Below are 23,610 nucleotides of genomic sequence, written 5' to 3'. Positions count from 1 at the left end.
GCGCAGCATCATCCGGGGGGCTCTCATGGGGTGGCCGGCTCGGCCAGGTTGGGCAGGCAGACACTGAACAGCACATCGCTGCTGGACTGCTGCAGGCTCAATTGCTGTGCCGCGCCTGCAACCGTGGTCTGCTGGCCAAACGGCAGGCAGTTGCGGGTGGTGGCCACGAAGCGGTAACCGTCCTGGCTCTCGGCCGGTTGAAGGGTCAATGCCCCCATCTCGCGGTCGCTGCCGGTCAGCGCCGACCCGTCACGCTGGGTGGGGGTGAAGAACGCGGCGCTGCCCGCGATCGGCTGCAGCAGCAGGGTGCTCCAGGTCTGCCCGGCGACGTCGCTGCAGGCTTTGGGGGGCAGGTGATAGAGGCCACGTTCCACGCCACCTTCGCTGTCCTCCACCAGCCGCAGTCCGGCACACTGGTCGGCCTGGCCCAGCGCGGGCTTGAAGCGCCAGACCACCTGCCTGCCCTCGTCGCTGATGGCCAGCCGCGTGGCCAACGCTTCACTGGCGGCAATGCCGAAGCCGGCCTGCTGCAGATCGATCTGCGCCGACAACAGGGCCGAGGCCACCTGGCCGTCGCGCTGGGCCGCACGTGCGGCGTTGCCGCTGCTTTCGACCATGTTCTTGTACATCACCAGCATGGCGGCGATGGACAGCAGTGAAATGACCAGGCCCACCATGACGCCGATCAGGCTCTGGCCGCGCTGGCGGCGTGCCGGACAGCGGCTCATTGCCGGCTCGACAGGCGCAGATCGACGGCCGACTCATCAGCCTGGCCGCCATCCAGTTCCAGGTCCTGCGCCTTCACTGTCAGGTCCACCTGGGCGGGCGCGTCGATGTCCAGCATTGCGCCGGCCACGCCAACGCTCAGCCGCGGCTCGCCGCCGCAGCTGACCGTGGCGGTACGGCTCAGCGTGTCCGACAGCGGCAACTGCAGCGATGCGCTTGCGCACAGGCCGATGCCACTGGTCTGCAACTGGTTGCGCAGCTGTCCCACCACCAGCCGCTCGACTTTGGTGGTGCGCTGGTCCTGCATGAGTCGTGCCTGCACGTGGGCGAGGCCGGCGGCGATGATCGATGTCAGCAGCACCCCGATGAGGGCTTCCAGCAGCACTTCGCCGCGCTCGCTGCGGCGGCGCGGGCGGTGGTCAGAGCAGGTCGACATACAGCGGATCCTGGTTGGCAAGACCAATGGCGATGCGGTTCAGCGACAGCGCGCTGTCGGTGCAGCCCGACGCGCCCGGCAGGCGCAGGCCGCGCATGTCGAAATTCAGGCAGTCGAACGCGGGATGGCCGGTGGCCTGCATGGCAGACGCATCGGCGTAGCCGTCGTGGTCGGTCAGCTTCAGGCTGACCCCCGCACGCAGCGGCGCGGTCCACAGCGGGGCATCGATCCCGGGTACCACCACTTCCAGCTGGCCTGCGCGCATCTGCAGGGTGGCTGCAGGCGTGCCCATGGCCTGCGCCTGCGGATTGCGCAGCGCGATGGCCCGTGCCTGCGAAACACCTTCCCACAGCAGGCTGCGGGCCTGCATCTGGCGGTTGCTCTGCACCCAGTGCGCTCCGAAGGGCGCGGCGGCCATCAGCAGGAATGCGACGATCGACAGGGTGATCATCAGCTCGATGAGCGTGACACCCTGCTGGCGCAGGCGGGGCATGGGCCTCACCAGTCCGATACGCCGACGGTGCCGCATTCGCTGCTGACCGAGCGGGCGAGCGTGGCATCCAGGCTCAGCGTGCACCCGGCGGCCTTGCCCAGCGCATCACCGGCCGTGGCCTTCAGTGTGTAGCTGCCGCCCTCGGTGCTGTAGGCGAAGCTGAAATCGGCGCTGCGGGACGCCGGCGCCCAGCCACGCTCAGCCTGGGCCTGGTCGCTGGGCACCCCAAGGGTGCGCTGGCGGAAGTTCTCGACGTTGGCCGACAGCGCGAGCAGATCGCTCTGCGCCAGGCGGATCTTCGAACGCAGCACGTAGTTCTGGTAAGCCGGCAGGGCGATCATCGAAAGGATGGCCAGCAGCGCCACGACAATCATCAGTTCGATCAGGGTGAAGCCGGCGCTGTGACGCGCGGCCTGCGGACGAATGACGGTGCGGTACATGCCTGTCCTTTCCTTGGACACCGCCTATATGTTGCGTCGCAACACGACGTGCATCCTTCACGAATGAACCGCCCGATCTCGGTGGGAGCGGCGCCAAACTGCTGAAGCAAAAGAGAACAGGCATGTGAATGCGTATTCCACTTTGTGAAGTCTATCACGCAAAAATTACAATTCCATCCCAGTCATGATTGTCAATTGGTGCGTCGCAATGTCACGTCGTGCAGGCGTCAGGCCGCGTCGCGATGCGTGGCGAACCGCAAGCGGTTGCCGCTGGGGTCGAGCAGCAGCATCTCGCGGGTGCCCCAGTCGGTATCGTGCGGTGGTTGTGGAACGGGTACGCCGGCGGCGCTGAAGGCCCGGTACACCGCGTCCACGTCCTCGACCTTGAAATACACCGCGCCACCGGGCTGGCAGTCACCGGCATGTTCGGTGAGAAACAGGGTCTGGCCATCGCGGGTGAGCTGGGCGAACAACGGCATGCCCGGTTCGAAGCGGTGCTCCCAATCGACGCTGAAGCCCAGGCCCTGCAGGTAGAAGGGCAGGGTGGTGTCGGCATGCAGCATGCGCAGTTGCGGGATGACGGTCTGGGGCATGGTGGGGATTCCGGGTCGGTAGCGGCAGTCCAGCAGGCTCGACGCTACCGGTCCTCCAGACCGGGAACGCCTTCGGCCAGCGGTACCCGCGTACCGTCCAGCAGGCCGCGGCTGAGCATGCCGTTCTCGATGAACAGCAGCTCGCCGTTCTCGCCGTTCTTGATGCTGCTGTCGATGGCGATCACGCGCCCACCATGGAAGGTGCTGACATGCGGCATCGAGGTATGGCCGACCACGATGCGCTTGAGGTGCAGCTGGTCGAGAACCGCCTGCACGCCGTTGCTGTCCAGCTGGCCATCGAAGTAGCCGCGGTACCAGATCGGGCTGGTCTTGCCGTCGTACAGCGGCGCGGTGGCCGGGTTGGCTTTCACTTCGGCCTTGGGTGTGCCCAGCGAAGCCTGGTAGGCCGCATTGGTCGCGGCCGGGTCCAGCGCCAGCTGCACCGCCTCGGGCGAGATGCCGCCGTGCAGGAACAGGGTGTCACCGATCTTCAGCAGCACCGGACGGGTGCGCAGCCACTGGCCGATCACCGAATCGCCCGCGTACAGCTGCGGGTAGCTGCGGCCCAGCAGCTGGGCGCTGCGCAGGTACTTGGGATTGACGTAGCGCAGGTCGTCGTAGAGCACCATGGTTTCGTGGTTGCCGAGCACGAAGTGCACCGCGCCGCCGGCCGCTGCGGCCTGCTGCTGCAGCCCGTACAGCAGCCAGAACGCCTCGGTCACCTGCGGGCCACGGTCGAACACATCGCCGGCGATCACCAGGGTGTCCTTGCCCAGTGCCCAGTGGTCCTGCGCATCGATCACCTTGTTGGCGCGCAGCAGCCGCACCAGCAGGCCGTACTGGCCGTGGATGTCGGACACCGCAACGATGCGCGGCGTGGCCGGCAGCACCGACACCGAGGGCGCCACCGGCGGCAGCACATGCACGCTGTGGGCGTAGCCACACTGCGGGGTGAAATCGGTGCCTTCGGCATCGGCCGGAAGGGTGCGCATCTGCACCTGGTCGCCGCAGATCCACTTCGCCCGCAGCTGGTCGCCGACGCGGAACACGTAGGGACCATCGGCGTCGACATGCTCGGCCGGCGCGGCCACCTCGCGTGCCTGCAGCGACGGCGCACCCAGCAGGGCCAGCATCAACAGCAGCAGGGCAGGGTGGAGCAGGCGGCGGTGCAGCATGGTGGGTTCCTCGGCGGGTCAAAAGAAGGCGGGCCCGAAGGCCCGCCCCCGATGCTACCGCGTGAAAAAGGGGACGGAGGGGATTAAGTCGTTTGTGCATATGCGCCTTAACCCCTCCGTCCCCTTTTTTTCAGAGCTTGCGGACGATGGTCTGTTCGGAGGCGATGGGATGGCCGCTTGCATCCTGGGGGTGCATGAGGGGCAGCGGGGCGCCGCTGGCGCGCTCGATCAGGGTGGAATGAGTTTCGCCGGCGGCAAACCGGTGCCGTTCACCCCATTGGCGCAGGGCCACCAGCAGCGGGAACAGGTCGCGGCCGGCTGCCGTCAGCACATAGTCCTGGTAGGCGCTGCCATCGGCCGCAGGCTGCTGCACCAGCAGGCCGGCTTCCACCAGCCGGCGCAGGCGGTCGCTGAGGATGTTGCGGGCCGCGCCGAGGCTGCGCTGGAAATCACCGAAGCGGGTGATGCCGTCGAAGGCATCGCGGATGACCAGCAATGCCCAGCGGTCGCCGAGCAGATCGGCGCTGCGGGCTACGGGGCAGGGGCTGTCGGCGTGCATGGCGGGCTTTAAATGGAAATCTGGTTGCAGTTTAAAACCAATGTCGCTACCGTGCATCCAGTTTCAAAATGCAACCACAAAGATGAGCCTGCCCATATCGCGGCCACTGCTCGGCCTGCTGGCGGTCGCCGCCGGTGCCAGCGTGGCCAATGTCTACTACGCGCAACCACTGCTGGAACGGCTGGCCCAGGCCTTCGCCCTGGATACGGCCGTGGCCGGCGCAGTGCTGGCTGCCACCCAGGCTGGCAGCGTGCTGGCCCTGCTCGGGCTGTTGCCGCTGGCCGACCGTGGCGACCGCCGGCGCCTGCTGCGGGTGCAGCTGCTGGCGCTGGTGGCCGCGCTCCTGCTGCTGGCGGCTGCGCAGACGGCGGCGTGGTTGCTGGCCGGCATGCTGCTGGCCGGGCTGCTGGGCACGGCGCTCACCCAGGGCCTGATCGCGTACACGGCCAACCTGGCACCGTCTGCGCAGCGCGGGCGCCTGGTCGGCGCCGTGCAGGGCGGGGTGTTCATCGGCCTGCTGTCTGCGCGCGTGCTGTCTGGCAGCGTGGCCGCCGTGGCCGGCTGGCGTGCGGTCTACGTGTTGTCAGCGGTGCTGATGGCGGTGCTGGCGCTGCTGCTGTGGCGGCGGCTGCCGGCCCTGCCAGTGCCTGTGCCGCCACCGTCGTGGCGGACCCTGCTGGCGTCGATGGCCAGCCTGCTGCGTGACGACCGCACGCTGCGTGAGCGCGGGCCGCTGGCGCTGCTGTTGTTCGCTGGCCTCAACGTGTTCTGGGCGGCGGTGCCGCTGCCGCTGTCTGCGCCGCCGCTGCAGTGGTCCACTGCCGCCATCGGCGCACTGGGCCTGGCCGGCATTGCCGGTGCGCTGCTGGCTGGCCGGGTTGGCCATTGGATGGATCGCGGTTTCGCCGTGCGTGTCAGCCTGGCCGCACTGCTGCTGATGCTGGTGGCCTGGGGGCCGCTGCTCGGGCTGGCGCACTCATTGCCGCTGCTATTGCTGGGCGTGGTGCTGCTGGACCTGGGCGGGCAGGCATTGCACGTGTCCAACCAGGCGCTGCTGCTGCGTGCACCGGCCGAACAGCACGGGCGATTGGTCGCGCTGTACATGCTGTTCTATGCGGTCGGCAGTGGCGTGGGTGCGACGGCCGGCACCTGGATGCAGGCACGTCATGGTTGGCACGCGGTGTGCGTGCTGGGCGCGGGCATCGCGATCCTGGCGCTGCTGTGGTGGGCGCATGGGCGTGTCGTCCGCAGCGTACTTCGATAGCGCCAGGCGCCGCTGCACTGCAATGTTATAAACACCGTAATAGTCTCCCGCGCCCGCGGCGCGTAGCCTGACCGCATTGCACAGGAGCTTTGCCATGGGGCACGACCACGATCACCTTCCTTCGGAAATCCGCCACGAGAAACCGCTGTGGTGGGCGCTGGGCCTGACCACCACGTTCCTGGTGGTGGAAGTAGTGGGGGCGTTCTGGACCAACAGCCTGGCGCTGCTGTCCGATGCTGCGCACATGGCCACCGATACGCTGGCGCTGATGATCGCGCTGGTCGCGGTGCGGTTGAGCCGGCGCCCGCCCGATGCGCGGCGCACCTACGGCTATGCCCGCCTGGAAGCGCTGGGCGCGATGATCAACGGCGCGATGCTGTTCGTGGTGGCCGGCTACATCCTGTGGGAGGCGATCGCGCGTTTCCGCCAGCCGCAGGAGATCGCCTCCACTGGCATGCTGGTGATCGCCGCGATCGGCCTGGCCATCAATCTCGTTTCGATGCGGTTGCTGCAGGCCGGCAGTGGTGAAAGCCTCAACGTGAAGGGCGCCTACCTGGAAGTATGGGCGGACATGCTGGGCTCGGTGGCGGTGATCGTGGGCGCGCTGCTGATCCGCTGGACCGGCTGGAAGCCGATCGACCCGATCCTGGCGGTGCTGATCGGCCTGTGGGTGCTGCCACGCACCTGGGTGTTGATGCGCGAGGCGATCAACGTGCTGCTGGAAGGCGTACCCAAGGGCACCGACGTGGCCAAGGTGCGCACCGGTCTGAGCGCGCATCCGGCTGTACTGGACGTGCATGACCTGCACGTGTGGGCACTGGCATCGAGCACGCCGGCACTGACCGCGCACGTGGTGATGCGTGATGGCACCGACGCCGACGCGCTGCGCCGCGAACTCGGCGCGCACCTGCATGAAGCATTCGGTATCGATCACGTGACCCTGCAGATCGAAGCCGACCACTGCGGCGAAGCCTGCGGGCAACCGGCGAAGCACGATCATGATCATGATCATGGCCACGATGCCCAGGGTCATCACGGCCACGTGCACCGGTAACAGGTCCTGGCTGGGTAGAGTCGACCGTTGGTCGACTGCTCTCCCGACAGATCACGAAATCTCCGCGCTGCGCGCGACAGTCGACCAACGCTCGACTCTACCAGGCGCCGCCGCAGGTCCGGGAAGCCCGCCAAAGGCTACAATGGCCGCCTGCCTTTCCTCGCGTTGGAGATCCTGCAGTGACCCGTAAACTCGTACTGTTGCGCCACGGCCAGAGCCAGTGGAACCTGGACAACCGCTTCACCGGCTGGGTCGATGTCGATCTGACCGACCAGGGCCGCAGCGAGGCCGCCAACGCCGGCCGCCTGATGCGCGAAGAAGGCCTGCAGTTCGACGTCGCCCACACCTCGGTGCTCAAGCGCGCCATCCACACCCTGCAGGGTGCGCTGGCCGAACTGGGCCAGGACTGGCTGCCGGTGAACAAGTCCTGGCGCCTCAATGAACGCCATTACGGTGGCCTGCAGGGCCTGGACAAGGCCGAGACCGCTGCCAAGCACGGCGAGGACCAGGTCAAGGTGTGGCGTCGTTCCTACGACATCCCGCCGCCGCCGATGGAGCTGGAAGATCCGGGCCACCCGATCCACGACCGTCGCTACGCGGGCCTGGACCGCAACGCCCTGCCGGGCACCGAATCGCTGGCGACCACGCTCGACCGCGTGCTGCCGTACTGGCACGACGCCATCGCGCCGCAGCTGAAGGACGGCAAGACCGTGCTGGTCACCGCCCATGGCAATTCGCTGCGCGCGCTGTACAAGTACCTCAACAACGTCTCGCGCGAGGAAATCCTCGAGCTGAACATCCCGACCGGCATCCCGCTGCTGTTCGAACTGAACGACGACCTGACCGTGAAGTCGTTCCGCTACCTGGGTGACCCGGAAGCTGCACGCAAGGCCGCTGAAGCGGTGGCCAACCAGGGCAAGGCGAAATAAAAAATTGAAGGCCGGGTAGAGCCACCCCATGGGTGGCTGTGCCCCCTCAGCAATCAAACCCCCAGTCATCCACGCTCAGCGTGCAGCCCAGCAGCTCGCCCAGCGCAGCCTGCTGTGCCAGCAAGCCATCCAAGGCGTCCTGCTGGAACGTTTCGCTGCCCAGTATGTGGATCATGCCGGTATCTGAGGTGCGCGCGTACAGCATGACGAAGCCGCGTCCTTTTGCCGGCTGCATGCTGCCGATGCCGGCGCTCCGCATCGGGAACGGAAGGACAACGCTGCGAAGGTTCTGGGTGAATCCGGCAACTCCTAGGTCTGCAGCCGACCATGCAAGCAGATGTCCCCGCGGCGCGGGCGCGATCGCAGCGGCAACGGGATCAGGCAGATGCTTGATGGCGACCATGTCGGGACTGCCGGTGTAGAGCCGCAGTGGCGCGTTCAGGCGTGTGGCAAGCGTCAGTATCTTCATCGTCCCTCATGGTAGCGGCCCGGCGTCGCCCTGTGACCTTTGGCCGGTTCCTCGCACTGCCGCGCCCGTTACGCTGGACGATTCGCCGCCGGAGAGAGACTCCATGAACGTCCGCAACCTGGTCCCGCTGGGCCTGACCATCGCCATCGCCGCTTCGCTGGCGGCCTGTGGCAAGAATGAACCCGCGCCGGCCGCCACCGCCGACGCCAAGCCGGCCTTCGATCAGTCGCAGATCAAGACCCCGTTGATCTCGCTCAACAGCGCCGACCTGGATCCGTCCATCGCCGCCTGTACCGACCTCAACGGCTTCGTCAACAGCAAGTGGCTGAAGGCCAACCCGGTGCCGGGCGACCAGACCACCTGGGGCAGCTTCGAGATCCTGCGCGAGCGCTCGCTGGAAGTGCAGCACGCGCTGGTCGAGCAGGCCGCCGCCAGCCAGGCCAAGGCCGGCTCGGTGGAAGCCAAGATCGGTGACATCTGGAAGACCGGCAACGACGAAGCGAAGATCGAGGCCGCCGGCCTGGCCCCGCTGCAGCCGCAGCTGGACAAGATCGCCGCGCTGAGTGACACCGCCACCCTCACCCAGTACCTGCGCGACAGCCAGGCCGAGGGCAAGGGCGTGCTGTTCTCGCTGTTCGCCAATGCCGATTACAAGGATTCGGCCAATGTCATCGCCTACGTCGGCCAGGGCGGTCTGGGCCTGCCGGAGAAGGGCTACTACTTCGACGAATCGCAGGCGAAGATCCGTGAGGCTTACGTAGCCTACATCGCCCAGGTGCTGACCCTGTCGGGCATGGATGCGGCGCAGGCTGCCGAGCAGGCCAAGGCCGTGATGGCCTTCGAAACCCGCCTGGCGAAGGCGTCGATGTCGCGCATCGAGATGCGTGACCCGGCCAAGCGCTACAACCCGCTCAGCGCCGCCGACGCCGACAAGCTGACCCCGAACTTCAGCTGGACCGCGCTGTTTGACACCCTGAAGGTGCCGGCCGCGCAGAAGTTCTCGCTGGCCCAGCCGGGCTTCTTCGCTGAAATGGACAAGATGCTCGCCGACGTGCCGGCCAGCACCTGGCAGGCCTACCTGCGCTTCCACACCATCGATGATGCCTCCCCGTACCTGAGCAGCCAGTTCGAGAAGGCCAACTTCGACTTCTACAGCACCACCCTGCGTGGCCAGAAGGAAATGCAGCCGCGCTGGAAGCGCGTGCTGGAATCGGTGAACGGCGGCATGGGCGAAGCCCTGGGCCAGCTGTACGTCGACGCCGTGTTCCCGGCCGAGTCGAAGGTCGCCATGCAGCACCTGGTGGAGAACCTGTCGCAGGCGCTGAAGGCGCGCCTGGAGCAGCTGCCGTGGATGGGCGAGGAAACCAGGAAGAAGGCACTGGAAAAGTGGGCGAGCTTCACCCCGAAGATCGGCTACCCCGACAAGTGGCGTGACTGGGCGGGCCTGCAGACCAACGGTGACAGCTATCTGGGCAACATGCAGGCGGCGCGCGCGTTCAACTACCGCTACATGCTGGACAAGATCGGCAAGCCGGTGGACAAGACCGAGTGGGGCATGACCCCGCAGACCGTCAACGCTTACTACAACGCCACCAAGAACGAGATCGTGTTCCCGGCCGCGATCCTGCAGGCGCCGTTCTTCGACGCCAAGGCCGACCCGGCGCTGAACTACGGCGGCATCGGTGCGGTCATCGGCCACGAGATGATGCATGGCTACGACGATTCGGGCAGCCAGTTCGCCGCCAACGGCAACTTCGACAACTGGTGGACCGACGGTGACCGCAAGGCCTTCACCGAGCGTACCGACAAGCTGGTCGCGCAGTTCGACGGCTATGAGTCGGTGCCGGGCGTGTTCGTGAAGGGCAAGCTGACCCTGGGCGAGAACATCGGCGACCTGGGCGGCCTGACCGTGGCGTACGACGCGCTGCAGATGGCCCTGAAGGAAGATCCGAAGGCCAACGTCGACGTCGACGGCCACAGCCAGGACCAGCGTTTCTTCATGAACTGGGCCACCGTGTGGCGCCGCAACTTCACCGATGGCGAGCTGCGCGTGCGCCTGAACACCGACCCGCATGCCCCGGCGAACTTCCGCGCCAACGGTGCACCGTCGAACATGCCGTCCTTCGCCGCTGCGTTCCAGTGCAAAGCAGGCGATGCGATGGTGCGCGCCGACGACAAGCGCGTGGTGATCTGGTAATCACTGCTGCGGTTGTTTGATTGCAGAAGGCCCCGCGAAAGCGGGGCCTTTTGTTTGCCCGGTCTGGCCGGGAATGGGCGACGCTACCCCGCCAGCGCCGGTTCGCGGGCCAGCATGCCGTGGAAACGGCCCAGTACGTAGGGATCGATCAGGCCGCCAGCCTGGCCATCAAGGATGCGCAGCACCGCCTCGTGCTCCATCGCCTCGCGGTAGGGGCGGGCGCTGGTCATCGCATCGTAGGCATCGACCACGGTGAGGATGCGCGCGCCCAGCGGAATCGCTTCACCACGCAGGCCATCCGGGTAGCCGCTGCCGTCGTGGGCCTCGTGATGGGCACGGATCAAGCGCGCCACGGGCACGGCATCGCTGCGGCCGGTGGCCAGGAAGATGTGCTCGCCGCGCACCGGGTGCTCGCGCATGATCGCGCGCTCCTGCTCGGTGTGCCGGCGCGGACTCAACAGCACGTCGTCGGGAATGCCGATCTTGCCGATGTCATGGAAGCGCGCCGCCAGCGCGACGTGCCCGCAGCGTTCGTCGTCCATGTCGCAGTGAACGGCCAGGCGCTGGGCGAGCAGGCCAACGCGGTCGCAGTGGTGGCGGGTGTAGGCATCGCGCATCTGCAGCGACATCGACAGCGCATCGATCAGGCAGGCATCGGTATGCAGCAGGTCGGGGGGAGTGGAATGGAGCATGGAGAGACGGTGCGCCACCTTGGCACGCGGAAACAACAAGGCCCGCATGTGCGGGCCCGGTTGGGTTGGGGGATGCATAGGGTACCGCGCGTGGCCGCCTCAGCGTACCGCCAGGGTCAGCAGCAGGGCGCGGGCCGCGTTGAAGCGGTCTTCCGGCAACGGCAGCGGGTGCTTGATGCGCAGCTTGTCCGGCCCGTCCATGGCATACAGGTTGGGCTGCTTCTGGATCAGCTGGATCACCGCCATCGGGTCGATGTTCGGCTTGGATTCGAACACGATGCGGCCGCCGTTCTCGCCCAGATCCAGCTTGCGGATGCCCAGGGTGTTGGCCTGCAGCTTCAGTTCGGCAATGGCGAACAGGTGCTTGGCCGCATCCGGCAACAGGCCGAAGCGGTCGATCATCTCCACCTGCAGCTCGCGCAGCGCATCGCTGTCACGCGCGCTGGAAATGCGCTTGTACAGGGTCAGGCGGGTGTGCACGTCCGGCAGGTAGTCTTCCGGAATCAGCGCCGGCACGTGCAGTTCCACTTCGGCACCGCGCACTTCCTCGCCGGCATCCAGGTCGGGCAGCTTGCCCTGCTTGATGCTGCGCACCGCGCGTTCGAGCAGCTCGGTATAGAGGCTGAAGCCCACTTCGGCCATCTGCCCGCTCTGGTCCTCGCCCAGCAGCTCGCCGGCGCCACGAATTTCCAGATCGTGCGTGGCCAGGGTGAAGCCGGCGCCCAGTTCGTCCATCGAGGCGATGGCTTCCAGTCGCTTTTCCGCATCCGGGGTGATCGAACGACGGTCCGGCGCCACCAGGTAGGCATAGGCGCGGTGGTGCGAACGACCCACGCGGCCGCGCAGCTGGTGCAGCTGGGCCAGGCCGAAGCGGTCGGCTCGGTTGATGATGATGGTGTTGGCGTTGGGGATGTCGATGCCCGATTCGATGATCGTGGTCGACAGCAGCACGTTGAAGCGCTGCTTCTGGAAATCCAGCATCACCTTTTCCAGCTCGCGCTCGGGCATCTGCCCGTGGGCGATGCCGATGCGCGCCTCCGGCACCAGCTCGGACAGCTCGCGCTGCATGCGGCCGATGCTTTCCACATCGTTGTGCAGGAAGTACAGCTGGCCACCACGGGCCAGCTCGCGCTGGAAGGCTTCACGCAGCAGCGCGTTGTCCCACTGGGTGATGAAGGTCTGCACCGCCAGCCGGTTCGGCGGCGGGGTGGCGATGATCGACAGGTCGCGCAGGCCGGCCATGGCCATGTTCAAGGTTCGCGGGATCGGCGTGGCGGTCAGGGTCAGCAGGTGCACGTTGGCGCGCAGCGCCTTCAGTGCCTCCTTCTGGCGCACGCCGAAACGCTGCTCCTCGTCGACGATGACCATGCCCAGGTCCTTGAACTTCACGTCCGGCTGCAGCAGGCGATGGGTACCGACGATGACGTCGATGGTGCCGGCGGCGACCTTCTCCAGTTCGGCCTTGATTTCCTTGGTGCTCTTGAAGCGCGACAGCACTTCCACCTTCAGCGGGTAATCGGCGAAGCGGTCGCGGAAATTGCGGTAGTGCTGTTCGGCCAGCAGCGTGGTCGGCACCAGCACGGCCACCTGCTTGCCGGCGCTGGCCGCGGCAAACGCCGCGCGCACGGCCACTTCGGTCTTGCCGAAGCCGACGTCGCCACAGACCACGCGGTCCATCGGCTGGCTGCTGGCCAGGTCGCGCAGGGTCGCGTCGATGGCGGCCAGCTGGTCGGGGGTTTCCTCGAACGGGAAGCCGGCCGCGAATGGTTCGTACATGGCGCGGTCCACCTGCAGCGCCAGGCCGGCACGCGCCTGGCGGCGGGCCTGGATCTCCAGCAGCTCGGCGGCCACGTCGCGGACCTTTTCGGCGGCCTTGCGCTTGGCCTTGGTCCACTGCTCGCCACCCAGCGAATGCAGCGGCGCGGTTTCCGCCGAGGCACCGGAGTAGCGGCTGATCAGGTGCAGCTGGGCCACCGGCACGTACAGCCGGTCACCCTTGGCGTATTCGATTTCCAGGAACTCGCCGGGCATGCCGCCGACGTCCATCGCAATCAGGCCGCGGTAGCGGCCCACGCCATGGTCTTCGTGCACGATCGGCGCACCCTCGGTCAGCTCGCCGAGGTCGCGGATGATGGCTTCCGGCTCGCGGCCGGCACGGCGCGTGCGGCGGGTGCTGCCGGCACGCTCGGGGAACAGCTGGCGCTCGGTCAGCACCGCGATGCGTGGCTCGTCCAGCGCGAAGCCGTCTTCCAGCGGTGCCACGGTGATGGCAAAGCGCGCGTCGCCGGCCAGGAACGTTGGCAGGTCGGCCACCACCGGCGGCTTCAGCTCGGTGGCCTGCAGCACTTCCAGCAGGGCTTCGCGGCGGCCCGGTGAATCGGCGGCGATCAGCACCCGGCCCGGGTAGTGGCCGAGGAAGGATTTCAGTGCATCGCCGGCGGGCGCATCGCGCGCGGCCACCGGCAGCGGCGGCAACGGCTGGTCACCCAGCGCATGCGCATCGGCGATGCGGGCGTGCTCGGGTGCCCACACCTCGATGCGCGCGGCATCGTTCAAGCGTTCGCGCAGCAGTTCCGGCGACAGGTACAGCGACGACGGCGGCAGCAGCGGCCGTTCGACATCGTGGCGGCGCTGCTCGTAGCGGTCACCGGTCTGCGCCCAGAAGGCCACCGCCGCTTCATCCGCACCGGTGCACACCACCGGCAGGCTGCCGGCGGGCAGGTAGTCGAACAGGGTGGCGGTGCGGTCGAAGAACAGCGGCAGGTAGTACTCGATGCCGGCCGGGGCCAGCCCGGATTTCAGATCCTGGTACAGCGAACTGCGCCGGGTATCGACATCGAAGCGCTCGCGCAGCGTGCCCAGCACGCGGGCGATGCTGGCATCGTCCATCGGCACTTCGCGGCCGGGCAGCATGTGCACGGCCTCGACCTTGTCCAGCGAGCGCTGGCTTTCCGGATCGAAGGCACGGATCGAATCGATGTCCTCGTCCAGCAGTTCCACCCGCAGCGGCTCGTCGGCGCCCATCGGGAACACGTCCAGCAGGCCACCGCGTACGGCGAAATCGCCCGGGTCCATGACCTGCGGCACGTTGCGGTAGCCGGCGCTTTCCAGGCGGCGCTTCTCGGCCTCCAGGTCCAGGCGCTGGCCGACCTTCAGGTCGAAGCTGCCACCGATGACGTAGCTGCACGGGGCCAGCTGCTGCAGCACCGTCTGCACCGGCACCACCACCAGGCCGCGCTTGAGCGAGGGCAGGCGGTGCAGGGCGGCCAAGCGCTGCGAAATGATGTCCGGGTGCGGGCTGAAGCGGTCGTAGGGCAGGGTTTCCCAATCTGGGAACGCCACCACCGGCAGGTCCGGATCAGCGCCGATCAGGGTCTGCAGGTCGGCTTCGAGCTGGTTGGCACCGTGGTTGTCACGGGCAATCACCAGCAGCGGCGCGTCGTGCGTGCGCGCCGCCTGGACCAGGTACCAGGCCAGGGCGGTCGGTGATGCGGGGGCGCGCCACCAGGCGCGGAGCTGGCCGGCACGAGGCAGCGGCGGGGCGGGGTATGAAGTACGCGACATGGACCGCCGATCTTAGCAGAAGGGGGTGTCGCTACCGTGTGCGCACCATGCCGTAGCGCCGGCATGCTTCCCGCGTAGCGTCGAGCTTGCTCGACTTCCGGTGAAGAAATTCCGGTGAAGATACGCCGGCCAGCGGCCGGCGCTACCTCAATTGTCCAGTTCCAGCACCATGCGCACCAGGCCGTCGGCGCCATTGGGGTGCGGCACCGGCTTGAAGCCCAGCGAGGCGGCCAGCTGCTTCATCGGCTCGTTTTCGGCGGCCACGTCGCCATACAGGCGGTCGAGGTACTTGCCGCGGCCCCATTTGACCAGCTTGCGCATCAGCTGGCGGCCCAGGCCCTGGCCGATCAGGAACCGGCTGATGAGGATCGCGTACTCGGCTTCGCGGGTACCGGGGATGATCGAGGCACGCGCGACCGCGCCGACCACCGCTTCACCGGCCGGCAGCGATTCGGCGGCCACCAGGGTGATTTCGGTCTTCGGGTTGGGGTGGGTCAGGCGCTGGGTCGTGTCCGGCGAAAGCTCGGTCACCGACTGCAGGAAACGGTCGCGGATTTCTTCCGGCCCGAACAGGCTGAAGGCCGCCTGCAGCGGCGCGCCATCTTCCGGGCGGATGGGGCGGATCAGCAGCTCGTGGCCGCTGGGAGCCTTGAAGATCTCATGCCAGGGCGGCATGCGGTTGCGAGTGGCCATACCGGGTGATTCCTTGGTGGTCCATCGATTGTGGCATCACCGGGGCTGCATTCCGTGAACGAAAGGCTCACGTGCGTACAGCCTCGTGAAGACGGCAGATCGTCCCCTGATTGTCGACCCAGCGTGCCTTATTCCGGAGCCTTGAGCCAATCCAGGCGGGTGGTGGCCCCGGGCTCGCCCAGGTGCTGGCGCAGCGCCGGCAGGGCCGGGCCGACCACCCGGTCGAACTGCCAGGGGGCGTTGAGCAGCAGCATGCCGCTGCCGTTGAGGCGCAGCGGGGAATCGTCCGGACGCACCAGGAATTCAATGGTCATGGCCGATTTCACCGGCAGGGCGGCGGCCTTGCGCAGGAAATGCAGGATGGTGCGGCGCTGCTTGATCGGGAACCAGACCGCGCAGGTGGCCTGCGGCCAGCGCGCCAGGGTCTCGGCCAGCGCAGCCAGGATGGCTTGGTATTCGGCATCCTGCGCTTCATACGGCGGGTCGATCAGGACCAGGCCACGGCCGATCTTGCTGCCGTTGACCTTCGGCGGCAGCTGCGAACGCAGCAGCGCGTAGCCATCGCCCTGATGCACGCCGACGCGGCTGTCATGGGCGAACAGCGCCTTCAGCGAGGCCGCTTCGTCGTCCTGCAGCTCGCAGACCGCCATCCGGTCCTGCGCGCGCATGGCCTGGGCGCTCAGCAGCGGCGAGCCCGGGTAGGTGATCATCGCCCCTACCGGGTTGTCGGCCTGCACGGCCTTCAGGTAGCGCTCGACCACTTCCGGCAGCTTGGGCTGGGCCATCAGGCGCATGATTCCCGCTTCGGCCTCCAGGGTCTTGCGGCCCTCTTCGCTGGCCAGCAGGTAACGGCCGGCACCGCCATGGGTGTCGAGCACGAAGAACGGGCTGTCCTTGCGCTTGAAGCTGTCGATCAGGGCCAGCTGCACGATGTGCTTGAGGACATCGGCATGGTTGCCGGCATGGAAGGCGTGGCGATAGTTCATGGGCGGCAGTGTACGGGGCGGTGGCCGCAGCGGCTATGCTGCGCGCCATGACACACCCCGTTGCCCAGGTCCTGGTGGTCGAGGACGAAGCCGCCATCGCCGAAACCGTGCTGTACGCCCTGCGCAGCGAAGGCTACGCCGCCAGCCACTGCCTGCTCGGCGGGCAGGCCCTGCAGCGCCTGCAGGAGGGCGATGTGGACGTGGTGGTGCTGGACGTGGGCCTGCCCGACCTGAGTGGCTTCGAGGTCTGCCGCCGTCTGCGTGCCCTGCCGGGGCCGCAGGCGCAGGTGCCGGTGATCTTCCTGACCGCCCGCAACGATGAGCTGGACCGCGTGCTGGGCCTGGAACTGGGCGCCGACGATTACATGGCCAAGCCCTTCTCGCCGCGCGAGCTGGTGGCCCGGGTCCGTGCCCGGCTGCGCCGGGTGGTGCCCGCCGCGCCGGCCGTGGCGGCAGTCGAGCCCGGCTGGCGCGAGCACGGTGCATTCGCCATCGACCGCGAGGGCCGGCGCATCCGCTACCAGGGCCACACCCTGGACCTGACCCGCTACGAATACGCCCTGCTGGAAGCGCTGCTGCAGCGCCCCGGCGCCATCCTCAGCCGCGCCCAGCTGATGGACCGCGGCTGGGACAGCAGCGCCGACAGTGCCGACCGCACCGTCGATACCCACGTCAAGACGCTGCGCGCCAAGCTGCGTGCCGCCGGTGCCAGCGACGACCCGATCCGCACCCATCGTGGCCTGGGCTACGCGCTGGAGACCTGAGCCATGCGCCTGGTACTGAAGCTGTTCCTGGGCTTCTTCCTCATTACGGGTATCGCCGCGTTTTTCGTCATGCGCGTGTTTGTCAACGAGGTGAAGCCCGGCGTGCGCGAGGCGATGGAATCGACCCTGGTGGATGCGGCCAACGTACTGGCCGAAATGGCTGCCTCCGACGTCAAGGCCGGCACGATCGGCACAGGCAGCTTCACCCGCAACCTGGCCAAGGCCCGCCAGCGCGACCTGAAGGCGATGGTCTGGCGCTTTCCCAAACGTTCGCTGGATTACCGGGTGACGATCACCGATGCGCGCGGCATCGTCATCTACGATTCGCTGGGCCGCGACGTCGGTCGCGACAATTCGCGCTGGAACGATGTCTACCGCACGCTGCGCGGTGAGTACGGCGCGCGCTCCAGCCCGGAAGTACCCGGCACCGACGGCGACACGGTGATGCACGTGGCCGCGCCGGTCTACGACCCCGCCGACGGCCATACCATCATCGGCGTGCTCAGCCTGGCCCAGCCCAACCGCAGCATCGATCCGTTCATTGCCGCCAGCCAGCGCGCCATCATGGAGCGCGGCGCATGGCTGATCGGCCTGTCGGCGCTGGTTGGCGTGCTGGTGACGATGTGGCTGACCACCGGCCTGGGCCAGCTAAGCCGATATGCGCGTGCGGTCACGGCAGGTGAGCCGGTGCCGCCGCCCCGACGCCGCCGCGATGAGATCGGTGATCTCGGCCAGGCGCTGGAAACGATGCGCCGCAAGCTGGAAGGCAAGGCCTATGTCGAGCAGTACGTGCAGTCGCTGACCCACGAGATGAAAAGCCCGCTGGCCGCCATCCGCGGGGCCGCCGAACTGCTGCAGGAGCCGATGCCCGATGCCGACCGCGCGCACTTCGCACGCAGCATCGTCGACCAGCAGGAGCGGCTGACCGAGACCATCGACAAGCTGCTGGCGCTGGCCGAAGTGGAACAGCATGGCTGGCTGCAGACCCGCGATCCGATCGCGCCCGCCACGCTGCTTGATGATGCCGCTGCTGCCGCACAGGTGCGTGCACAGGCGGCCGGCGTAGGGGTGCGGATCGGTGCGGTGCCGGACCTGCGCGTGCACGGCGATGCCTACCTGCTGCGGCAGGCGCTGCAGAACCTGATCGACAACGCGGTGGCGTTCTCGGCGCCCGGCGGTGAGGTCGAGCTGGACGCAGTGGCCGATGGCCGGGGCGTGCGCCTGCAGGTGGCCGATCGTGGCGCGGGCGTGCCCGAGTACGCGCGTGACCGGGTGTTCGAGCGCTTCTATTCGCTGGCCCGGCCGCGCAGTGGCCGGCGCAGCTCTGGTCTCGGCCTGCCGTTCGTGCAGGAAGTGGCGCGCCTGCACGATGGCCGCGCCAGCCTCGAGCCTCGGCCCGGCGGCGGTACCGTGGCCAGCCTGTGGCTGCCGCTGGGTGTGCCGGTACAGCGCGCCCGCCGCTGACTTCACACTCGCTTCAAATTCGCCACAAACCCCGCTCACCGCCGCCGTCCATCCTGCAGCCCTCTCCAACGAGGATGGACGATGAAATCCCTGAAGATGCTGTTGCGGTTCGCCATCGTCGGCGGACTGATCCTGCTGCTGCTGATCCCGCTGACGATGATCCGCGGCGTCATCAACGAACGCAGTGCGTACCGCGACGAAGCTTTCGCGCGGGTAGCCGACAGCCGCGCCGGTGCGCAGCGTCTGGTCGGCCCGGTACGGGTGGTGCCGTGGGTGGAACGCCAGCAGGTCGAGGTGGTCGATGCCAAGGGCAACAAGAAGACCGAGGAGCAGGTGACCGAAGGACACTGGCTGCAGATGCCGGCGTCGCTGGACGTGGGCGGCGAGATGCTGCCGAGCCAGCGCGAGGTCGGCCTGTTCAAGGTGCCGGTGTACAGCTGGAACGGCCAGATCAAGGCCACCTTCGCCGCCGACGATTACCCGGTGAAGCCTGGCCGCAGTTACGGCCAGCCGTACGTGGTGCTGGGTGTGTCCGATGCGCGCGGCCTGGTCGGCACGCCGGACCTGCGTGTGGATGGCAAACAGGTACGGCTGCTGCCGGGCGTCGGCGCGGCCAGCCAGGTCGGCCGTGGCCTGCACGCGCCGGTGGCCGGCTTCGCCGAGAGCCACGGTGGCACCCTGGCCGGCAGCAGCATCGAACTGGACCTGCGCCTGGATGGCAGCCGCGCGCTGTCGGTGGTGCCGGTGGGCGATGACACCCGGATCGCACTGCACTCGCGCTGGCCGCACCCATCCTTCAGCGGTGCGTTCCTGCCCAACGAACGCCGCGTCGATGCGCAGGGGTTCAACGCGCAGTGGGCGGTGTCCTCGCTGGCCTCGGATGCACAGGCACAGCTGCGCCGTGACGGTGCGATGGATTCGCAGGCGGTGACCGTGTCGCTGGTCGATCCGGTCGACACCTATACCCAGGCCGACCGCGCCTCCAAGTACGGCATCCTGTTCGTGGTGCTGACCTTCGTCGGCTTCATTCTGTTCGAGCTGATCAAGTCGCTGCGCATCCACCCGCTGCAGTACCTGATGGTCGGCCTGGCGCTGGCGATCTTCTTCCTGCTGCTGATCAGCCTGTCCGAGCACATCACCTTCTGGAAGGCCTATCTGGTCTCGGCCGTGGCCTGCATCGGCCTGCAGGCGGTGTACCTGGCCCATGTGCTGGGGCACTGGAAGCGCGGCCTCGGCTTCGCCGCGCTGCTGACGCTGCTGTACGGCGCGCTGTATGGCCTGCTGGTCTCGGAAAACAACGCGCTGCTGATGGGATCGCTGCTGCTGTTCGTGATCCTGGCGCTGGCGATGTGGGTGACCCGCCGGGTCGACTGGTACGCGCTGGGCGCGGAACTGAAGTAAGGAGCAGGCCATGGGCTGGCGCCAGGGATTACGGCAACGGGCACGGCAGGGCATTCCGGCCCTGCTGGAAGTGGATGCGCTGCTGCAGGCACATGGCGTGCTGGCGGCCCTGCCGGGGGCACGGATCGCCCCCGGCCTGGTCCGTTTCCAGCTGGCGGCGGTGACCTGCGAAGGACTGCAGCGGCAGGGACTGGACTGGCTGGTGGGCGCGCATCACGGACGCGGCGTGCTGGCCGGGCGGGTGCCGCGCTACCGGCCATGGCAGGCCGGGGCGGCCGCGCTGGCGGAGATCGGCATCGATGGGTTGCCGCCGGACTGGCCGGCGCATGCAGCGGTGTACGGCTGCAGCAGCGTGGACCAGCGCCACTGGCTGTTGCTGCTGCCGGAGCGCGCGCAGCTGTGGCTGGGGTGGCGCGGGTGATTCACCGTGACCTGGTGGGTGCGAACGGCCGAAATCTGGTGGGTGCGAACCTTGGTTCGCACGCTCATGTGCCGCCCATGACCGATGGGACGGGGGCGCTGCGCTGCTGCTGGCTAGACTCGATGGGTTGACGATCAAGCCGAAGGGCAGGGGTGTGGCGTGTTGAAGTGGAACGGGCTGAAGTGGGGTGTGCTGGCCGCATCGCTGGCGATGGGTGGCAATGCAATGGCGCAGCAGCGTGAACCGGTGGATCTGGACATGGTCAGCCGTATCCGCCAGGAGGCCTTCCACCGTTCGCAGGTGATGGACACCTTCAGCTACCTCACCGAACGCATCGGCCCGCGCCTGACCAATTCGCCGGCGATGGGCCGCGCCAATGCCTGGACCCGCGGCAAGTTCAGCGAATGGAAGCTGGACAACGTGCACGACGAAGCCTTCGATGAGTTCGGTCGCGGCTGGGAATTCACCTCGGCCAGCGTGGAAATGCTGGGCGACCGCGTGCAGCCGCTGCACGCCCTGCCCAAGGCGTGGACGCCCGGCACCCGCGGCCCGGTCGAGGGCGAGCTGGTGCACGTGGAGATCAAGAAGCCCGAGGACATCGAGCAGTACCGCGGCAAGCTGCGCGGCAAAATCCTGCTGCTGGGCGAGGCCCGCGAGTACAAGCGCGGTACCGAGCCGGACTCGCATCGTCACGACGCCACCTCGCTGGAAGGCCTGCAGGAATTCACCCTGCCCAAGGACGCGGCTGCCGAGCGCGCAAAGCGGGTGAAGGAGTACAAGGAGCGCCAGGAGCTGACCGCCAAGGTCAACGCCTTCTTCGTGGAAGAGGGCGCGCTGGCGTCGATCAGCATCAGTGGCTGGGACAACGGCATCATCCGCGTCGCCGGTGGCGGTTCGCGCAAGGCTGGCGAATCGGTGGGCATCCCGGAACTGGCGATGATCGCCGAGCACTTCAACCCGCTGGTGCGCGCGCTGGACGCCAAGCAGACCGTGCGCCTGCGCGTGGACGTGGCCGCGCGCTTCACCGACGAGGCCGACCAGCCCGGCTACAACACGCTGGCCGAGATCCGCGGCAGCAGCAAGCCCGATGAAGTGGTGATGATCGGCGCCCACCTGGATTCGTGGCACAGCGGCACCGGGGCGGCCGACAACGCCGCCGGCGTGGCGGTGATGATGGAGGCCATGCGCATCCTCAAGGCCACCGGTGCCAAGCCGAAGCGGACCATCCGCGTGGCGTTGTGGAGCGGCGAGGAACAGGGCCTGATCGGCTCGCAGGCCTATGTGGCCAAGCACTTCGGTCGTTTCCCGGAACCCAACGACCCGGCGCAGAAGGCGCTGCCGGCGTCGCTGCGCGACCCGACCGGTGCGCTGCAGAAGACCCGCGATTACGGCAAGTTCCAAGTCTACTTCAACATGGACAACGGCTCGGGCCGGTTCCGCGGCATCTATGCCCAGGAAAACCTGGCGGCCATGCCGATCTTCGAAGCCTGGCTGGCCCCGTTCCATGACGTGGGCGCCACCACCGTGGCGACCCGCAACACCGGCAGCACCGACCACATCAGCTTCGACCGCATCGGCCTGCCGGGCTTCCAGTTCATCCAGGACCGGCTGGACTACTTCACCAACGTCCACCACAGCCACCTCGATACCTGGGACCACGCCGAGCCGGACGACCTGAAGCAGGCCGCGGCCATCGTCGCCTCCTTCGCCTACAACGCGGCGATGCGCGAGCCGTCTTTCCCGCGCAAGGCTGAACCGCAGCCGTAAAAGGCAGGCGGGGAGGGGCCGGACGCGTCCGCCCCTCCTTGCCCTTACGGGGCTGGTGGTAAAATCGGCGGATTCCCGTTCCCCGAGCCGTCCATGACCTGCCGCACCCGCTTCGCCCCCAGCCCCACCGGTTACCTGCACATCGGCGGTGCCCGCACCGCGCTGTACTGCTGGCTGGAGGCCCGCCACCGTGGCGGCGAGTTCGTGCTGCGCATCGAGGACACCGACCGTGAACGCAGCACCCAGGGCGCGATCGACGCGATCCTGGAGGCGATGGACTGGCTGGGCCTGGACTACGACGTCGGCCCGATCTACCAGACCGACCGCGTAGCCCGCTACCTGGAAGTGGCCGAGCAGCTGGTGGCCGACGGCAAGGCGTACTACGCCTACGAGACCCGCGAAGAGCTGGACGCGATGCGCGAGGCCGCCATGGCCAAGCAGGAAAAGCCGCGCTACAACGGCGCCGCGCGTGAGCTGGGCCTGCCGCGCAGGGACGACCCGAACCGCGTCATCCGCTTCAAGAACCCGCTCGACGGCACCGTGGTGTTCGACGACCTGATCAAGGGCCGCATCGAGATCGCCAACAGCGAGCTGGATGACATGGTCATCTTCCGCCCTGACGGCTACCCCACCTACAACTTCGCGGTGGTGGTGGACGACTGGGACATGGGCATCAGCGAGGTCATCCGCGGCGACGACCACATCAACAACACCCCGCGCCAGATCAACCTGTACGAAGGCATCGGCGCCCCGGTGCCGAAGTTCGGCCACATGCCGATGATCCTGGACGAGCAGGGCGCCAAGCTGTCCAAGCGCACCGGCGCGGCCGACGTGATGCAGTACAAGGACGCCGGCTACCTGCCCGACGCGCTGCTGAGCTACCTGGCCCGCCTGGGCTGGTCGCACGGTGACCAGGAGCTGTTCAGCCGCCAGGAACTGATCGAGCTGTTCGACGTGACCAACTGCAATTCCAAGGCGTCGCGTCTGGACATGGCCAAGCTGGGCTGGGTCAACCAGCACTTCCTGAAGACCGAGGAGCCGGCCAGCATCGTGCCGCACCTGGTCTACCAGCTGGAAAAGCTGGGCCTGGACGTGGCTGCCGGCCCGGCCCCGGTGGACGTGGTGATCGCCCTGCGCGAGCGCGTGCAGACGCTGAAGGAAATGGCCGAGAAGGCCGTGGTCTGGTACCAGCCGCTGACCGAGTACGACGACGCCGCCGTGGCCAAGCACTTCAAGGCCGGCGCCGAACTGCCGCTGGGCAAGGCCCGCGAGCTGCTGGCAGCCCTGCCGGAATGGACCGTCGAGGCGGTGGGCGTGGCTCTGCACGACGCCGCCGCTGCCCTGGAAATGGGCATGGGCAAGGTGGCCCAGCCGCTGCGCGTGGCCATCACCGGCACCCAGGTCAGCCCTGACATTTCCCATACCGTGTACCTGGCCGGGCGCGAACAGGCCTTGAAACGCATCGATGTGGCCATCACCAAGGTAGCAACGGCCTGAGCCCTGCGGCCCAGACCCAACCGGAG

22 protein-coding genes are annotated in these 23,610 nt (G+C 67.7%); 10 read left to right on the top strand and 12 right to left on the bottom strand.

The genetic code is table 11. From position 1 onward, the window contains the following. Positions 1 to 23: 23 nt before the first annotated feature. The 7 genes from VER16_RS13325 to VER16_RS13295 all read right to left on the bottom strand — a co-directional run bounded on the left by VER16_RS13325 (position 24) and on the right by VER16_RS13295 (position 4,422). Complete coding sequence (locus tag VER16_RS13325; RefSeq protein ID WP_324808899.1) at positions 24 to 728, bottom strand: hypothetical protein; 705 nt, start codon at positions 726 to 728, stop codon at positions 24 to 26. Next, the gene (locus VER16_RS13320; RefSeq protein WP_324808897.1) at positions 725 to 1,162 is read right to left on the bottom strand and encodes a hypothetical protein; all 438 of its coding nucleotides are present in this window, start codon (positions 1,160 to 1,162) and stop codon (positions 725 to 727) included. The genes VER16_RS13325 and VER16_RS13320 overlap by 4 nt, the downstream gene beginning before the upstream one ends. Continuing rightward, the gene (locus VER16_RS13315; RefSeq protein ID WP_324808895.1) at positions 1,146 to 1,655 is read right to left on the bottom strand and encodes a pilus assembly FimT family protein; all 510 of its coding nucleotides are present in this window, start codon (positions 1,653 to 1,655) and stop codon (positions 1,146 to 1,148) included. Before VER16_RS13315 ends, VER16_RS13320 begins: the two co-directional genes overlap by 17 nt. Before the next feature lie 5 nt (positions 1,656 to 1,660). Then, a complete protein-coding gene (locus tag VER16_RS13310; RefSeq protein ID WP_324808893.1) occupies positions 1,661 to 2,095 on the bottom strand; it encodes a type IV pilin protein in 435 nt (144 codons plus the stop codon). Between the two features lie 227 nt (positions 2,096 to 2,322). Further along, positions 2,323 to 2,688 carry a VOC family protein gene (locus tag VER16_RS13305; protein ID WP_324808891.1) on the bottom strand — a complete coding sequence of 122 codons (366 nt, stop codon included), beginning with the start codon at positions 2,686 to 2,688 and terminating at the stop codon, positions 2,323 to 2,325. A gap of 44 nt (positions 2,689 to 2,732) precedes the next feature. Further along, positions 2,733 to 3,863 (bottom strand): metallophosphoesterase, encoded by a 1,131-nt coding sequence (locus VER16_RS13300; protein WP_324808889.1) that lies wholly within the window; start codon positions 3,861 to 3,863, stop codon positions 2,733 to 2,735. A gap of 130 nt (positions 3,864 to 3,993) precedes the next feature. Next, complete coding sequence (locus tag VER16_RS13295) at positions 3,994 to 4,422, bottom strand: helix-turn-helix domain-containing protein (RefSeq protein WP_324808887.1); 429 nt, start codon at positions 4,420 to 4,422, stop codon at positions 3,994 to 3,996. 82 nt (positions 4,423 to 4,504) lie between these two features. Between VER16_RS13295 and VER16_RS13290 the strand changes: the two genes are divergently transcribed. The 3 genes from VER16_RS13290 to gpmA all read left to right on the top strand — a co-directional run bounded on the left by VER16_RS13290 (position 4,505) and on the right by gpmA (position 7,669). Then, a complete protein-coding gene (locus VER16_RS13290; RefSeq protein ID WP_324808885.1) occupies positions 4,505 to 5,686 on the top strand; it encodes an MFS transporter in 1,182 nt (393 codons plus the stop codon). A 94-nt stretch (positions 5,687 to 5,780) separates the two neighbouring features. Next, the gene (locus tag VER16_RS13285; RefSeq protein ID WP_324808883.1) at positions 5,781 to 6,740 is read left to right on the top strand and encodes a cation diffusion facilitator family transporter; all 960 of its coding nucleotides are present in this window, start codon (positions 5,781 to 5,783) and stop codon (positions 6,738 to 6,740) included. A gap of 179 nt (positions 6,741 to 6,919) precedes the next feature. Next, positions 6,920 to 7,669, top strand: a complete 750-nt coding sequence (gpmA, locus tag VER16_RS13280) for a 2,3-diphosphoglycerate-dependent phosphoglycerate mutase (protein ID WP_108768246.1) — start codon at positions 6,920 to 6,922, stop codon at positions 7,667 to 7,669. 46 nt (positions 7,670 to 7,715) lie between these two features. On the opposite strand, the gene VER16_RS13275 is transcribed toward gpmA, so the two are convergent. Then, positions 7,716 to 8,138 carry a hypothetical protein gene (locus VER16_RS13275; protein WP_324808880.1) on the bottom strand — a complete coding sequence of 141 codons (423 nt, stop codon included), beginning with the start codon at positions 8,136 to 8,138 and terminating at the stop codon, positions 7,716 to 7,718. Between the two features lie 103 nt (positions 8,139 to 8,241). Between VER16_RS13275 and VER16_RS13270 the strand changes: the two genes are divergently transcribed. After that, positions 8,242 to 10,335 (top strand): M13 family metallopeptidase, encoded by a 2,094-nt coding sequence (locus VER16_RS13270; protein ID WP_324808879.1) that lies wholly within the window; start codon positions 8,242 to 8,244, stop codon positions 10,333 to 10,335. Positions 10,336 to 10,418: 83 nt separating this feature from the next. Here VER16_RS13270 and VER16_RS13265 read toward each other — a convergent pair whose 3' ends face one another. From VER16_RS13265 to VER16_RS13250, 4 genes are all read right to left on the bottom strand, one after another. Beyond that, a complete protein-coding gene (locus VER16_RS13265) occupies positions 10,419 to 11,027 on the bottom strand; it encodes an HD-GYP domain-containing protein (RefSeq protein WP_324808877.1) in 609 nt (202 codons plus the stop codon). A 99-nt stretch (positions 11,028 to 11,126) separates the two neighbouring features. Continuing rightward, positions 11,127 to 14,591, bottom strand: a complete 3,465-nt coding sequence (gene mfd / locus VER16_RS13260; protein WP_324808875.1) for a transcription-repair coupling factor — start codon at positions 14,589 to 14,591, stop codon at positions 11,127 to 11,129. 147 nt (positions 14,592 to 14,738) lie between these two features. After that, the gene (locus VER16_RS13255) at positions 14,739 to 15,284 is read right to left on the bottom strand and encodes a GNAT family N-acetyltransferase (protein ID WP_079221197.1); all 546 of its coding nucleotides are present in this window, start codon (positions 15,282 to 15,284) and stop codon (positions 14,739 to 14,741) included. 128 nt (positions 15,285 to 15,412) lie between these two features. Further along, positions 15,413 to 16,270 carry a 23S rRNA (adenine(2030)-N(6))-methyltransferase RlmJ gene (locus tag VER16_RS13250; RefSeq protein ID WP_324808873.1) on the bottom strand — a complete coding sequence of 286 codons (858 nt, stop codon included), beginning with the start codon at positions 16,268 to 16,270 and terminating at the stop codon, positions 15,413 to 15,415. A 35-nt stretch (positions 16,271 to 16,305) separates the two neighbouring features. Here VER16_RS13250 and creB point away from each other — a divergent pair, with 35 nt between their 5' ends. From creB to gltX, 6 genes are all read left to right on the top strand, one after another. Continuing rightward, complete coding sequence (gene creB, locus VER16_RS13245; protein WP_324808872.1) at positions 16,306 to 17,034, top strand: two-component system response regulator CreB; 729 nt, start codon at positions 16,306 to 16,308, stop codon at positions 17,032 to 17,034. A 3-nt stretch (positions 17,035 to 17,037) separates the two neighbouring features. After that, complete coding sequence (gene creC, locus VER16_RS13240) at positions 17,038 to 18,498, top strand: two-component system sensor histidine kinase CreC (protein WP_324808870.1); 1,461 nt, start codon at positions 17,038 to 17,040, stop codon at positions 18,496 to 18,498. Between the two features lie 81 nt (positions 18,499 to 18,579). Continuing rightward, positions 18,580 to 19,899: a cell envelope integrity protein CreD gene (gene creD, locus VER16_RS13235; protein ID WP_324808868.1), complete on the top strand. Its 1,320-nt coding sequence runs from the start codon at positions 18,580 to 18,582 to the stop codon at positions 19,897 to 19,899. Positions 19,900 to 19,909: 10 nt separating this feature from the next. Further along, positions 19,910 to 20,320, top strand: coding sequence for a hypothetical protein (locus tag VER16_RS13230; RefSeq protein ID WP_324808866.1), 411 nt, complete (start codon positions 19,910 to 19,912; stop codon positions 20,318 to 20,320). 210 nt (positions 20,321 to 20,530) lie between these two features. Beyond that, positions 20,531 to 22,087, top strand: coding sequence for a M20/M25/M40 family metallo-hydrolase (locus tag VER16_RS13225; protein WP_324809572.1), 1,557 nt, complete (start codon positions 20,531 to 20,533; stop codon positions 22,085 to 22,087). A 93-nt stretch (positions 22,088 to 22,180) separates the two neighbouring features. After that, a complete protein-coding gene (gene gltX, locus VER16_RS13220) occupies positions 22,181 to 23,584 on the top strand; it encodes a glutamate--tRNA ligase (protein WP_324808864.1) in 1,404 nt (467 codons plus the stop codon). Positions 23,585 to 23,610 lie beyond the last annotated feature (26 nt).

The sequence above is a fragment of the Stenotrophomonas sp. genome (assembly GCF_035634915.1).
GTDB lineage: Bacteria > Pseudomonadota > Gammaproteobacteria > Xanthomonadales > Xanthomonadaceae > Stenotrophomonas.
Note: the sequence above shows the minus strand (reverse complement) of the source record. Positions and strands in the feature narration are given on the sequence as shown.

Excerpts from the sequence above, each read along its gene's own strand:
- VER16_RS13320 (WP_324808897.1), bottom strand. The coding sequence starts at position 1,162 with ATGTCGACCTGCTCTGACCACCGCCCGCGCCGCCGCAGCGAGCGCGGC.
- VER16_RS13310 (WP_324808893.1), bottom strand. The coding sequence starts at position 2,095 with ATGTACCGCACCGTCATTCGTCCGCAGGCCGCGCGTCACAGCGCCGGC.
- creC (WP_324808870.1), top strand. The coding sequence starts at position 17,038 with ATGCGCCTGGTACTGAAGCTGTTCCTGGGCTTCTTCCTCATTACGGGT.
- VER16_RS13315 (WP_324808895.1), bottom strand. The coding sequence starts at position 1,655 with ATGCCCCGCCTGCGCCAGCAGGGTGTCACGCTCATCGAGCTGATGATC.
- VER16_RS13250 (WP_324808873.1), bottom strand. The coding sequence starts at position 16,270 with ATGAACTATCGCCACGCCTTCCATGCCGGCAACCATGCCGATGTCCTC.
- VER16_RS13270 (WP_324808879.1), top strand. The coding sequence starts at position 8,242 with ATGAACGTCCGCAACCTGGTCCCGCTGGGCCTGACCATCGCCATCGCC.
- VER16_RS13230 (WP_324808866.1), top strand. The coding sequence starts at position 19,910 with ATGGGCTGGCGCCAGGGATTACGGCAACGGGCACGGCAGGGCATTCCG.
- VER16_RS13295 (WP_324808887.1), bottom strand. The coding sequence starts at position 4,422 with ATGCACGCCGACAGCCCCTGCCCCGTAGCCCGCAGCGCCGATCTGCTC.
- VER16_RS13225 (WP_324809572.1), top strand. The coding sequence starts at position 20,531 with ATGGGTGGCAATGCAATGGCGCAGCAGCGTGAACCGGTGGATCTGGAC.
- VER16_RS13305 (WP_324808891.1), bottom strand. The coding sequence starts at position 2,688 with ATGCCCCAGACCGTCATCCCGCAACTGCGCATGCTGCATGCCGACACC.
- VER16_RS13255 (WP_079221197.1), bottom strand. The coding sequence starts at position 15,284 with ATGGCCACTCGCAACCGCATGCCGCCCTGGCATGAGATCTTCAAGGCT.
- VER16_RS13275 (WP_324808880.1), bottom strand. The coding sequence starts at position 8,138 with ATGAAGATACTGACGCTTGCCACACGCCTGAACGCGCCACTGCGGCTC.
- gltX (WP_324808864.1), top strand. The coding sequence starts at position 22,181 with ATGACCTGCCGCACCCGCTTCGCCCCCAGCCCCACCGGTTACCTGCAC.
- VER16_RS13300 (WP_324808889.1), bottom strand. The coding sequence starts at position 3,863 with ATGCTGCACCGCCGCCTGCTCCACCCTGCCCTGCTGCTGTTGATGCTG.
- creD (WP_324808868.1), top strand. The coding sequence starts at position 18,580 with ATGAAATCCCTGAAGATGCTGTTGCGGTTCGCCATCGTCGGCGGACTG.
- mfd (WP_324808875.1), bottom strand. The coding sequence starts at position 14,591 with ATGTCGCGTACTTCATACCCCGCCCCGCCGCTGCCTCGTGCCGGCCAG.
- VER16_RS13285 (WP_324808883.1), top strand. The coding sequence starts at position 5,781 with ATGGGGCACGACCACGATCACCTTCCTTCGGAAATCCGCCACGAGAAA.
- VER16_RS13325 (WP_324808899.1), bottom strand. The coding sequence starts at position 728 with ATGAGCCGCTGTCCGGCACGCCGCCAGCGCGGCCAGAGCCTGATCGGC.
- VER16_RS13290 (WP_324808885.1), top strand. The coding sequence starts at position 4,505 with ATGAGCCTGCCCATATCGCGGCCACTGCTCGGCCTGCTGGCGGTCGCC.
- VER16_RS13265 (WP_324808877.1), bottom strand. The coding sequence starts at position 11,027 with ATGCTCCATTCCACTCCCCCCGACCTGCTGCATACCGATGCCTGCCTG.
- creB (WP_324808872.1), top strand. The coding sequence starts at position 16,306 with ATGCTGCGCGCCATGACACACCCCGTTGCCCAGGTCCTGGTGGTCGAG.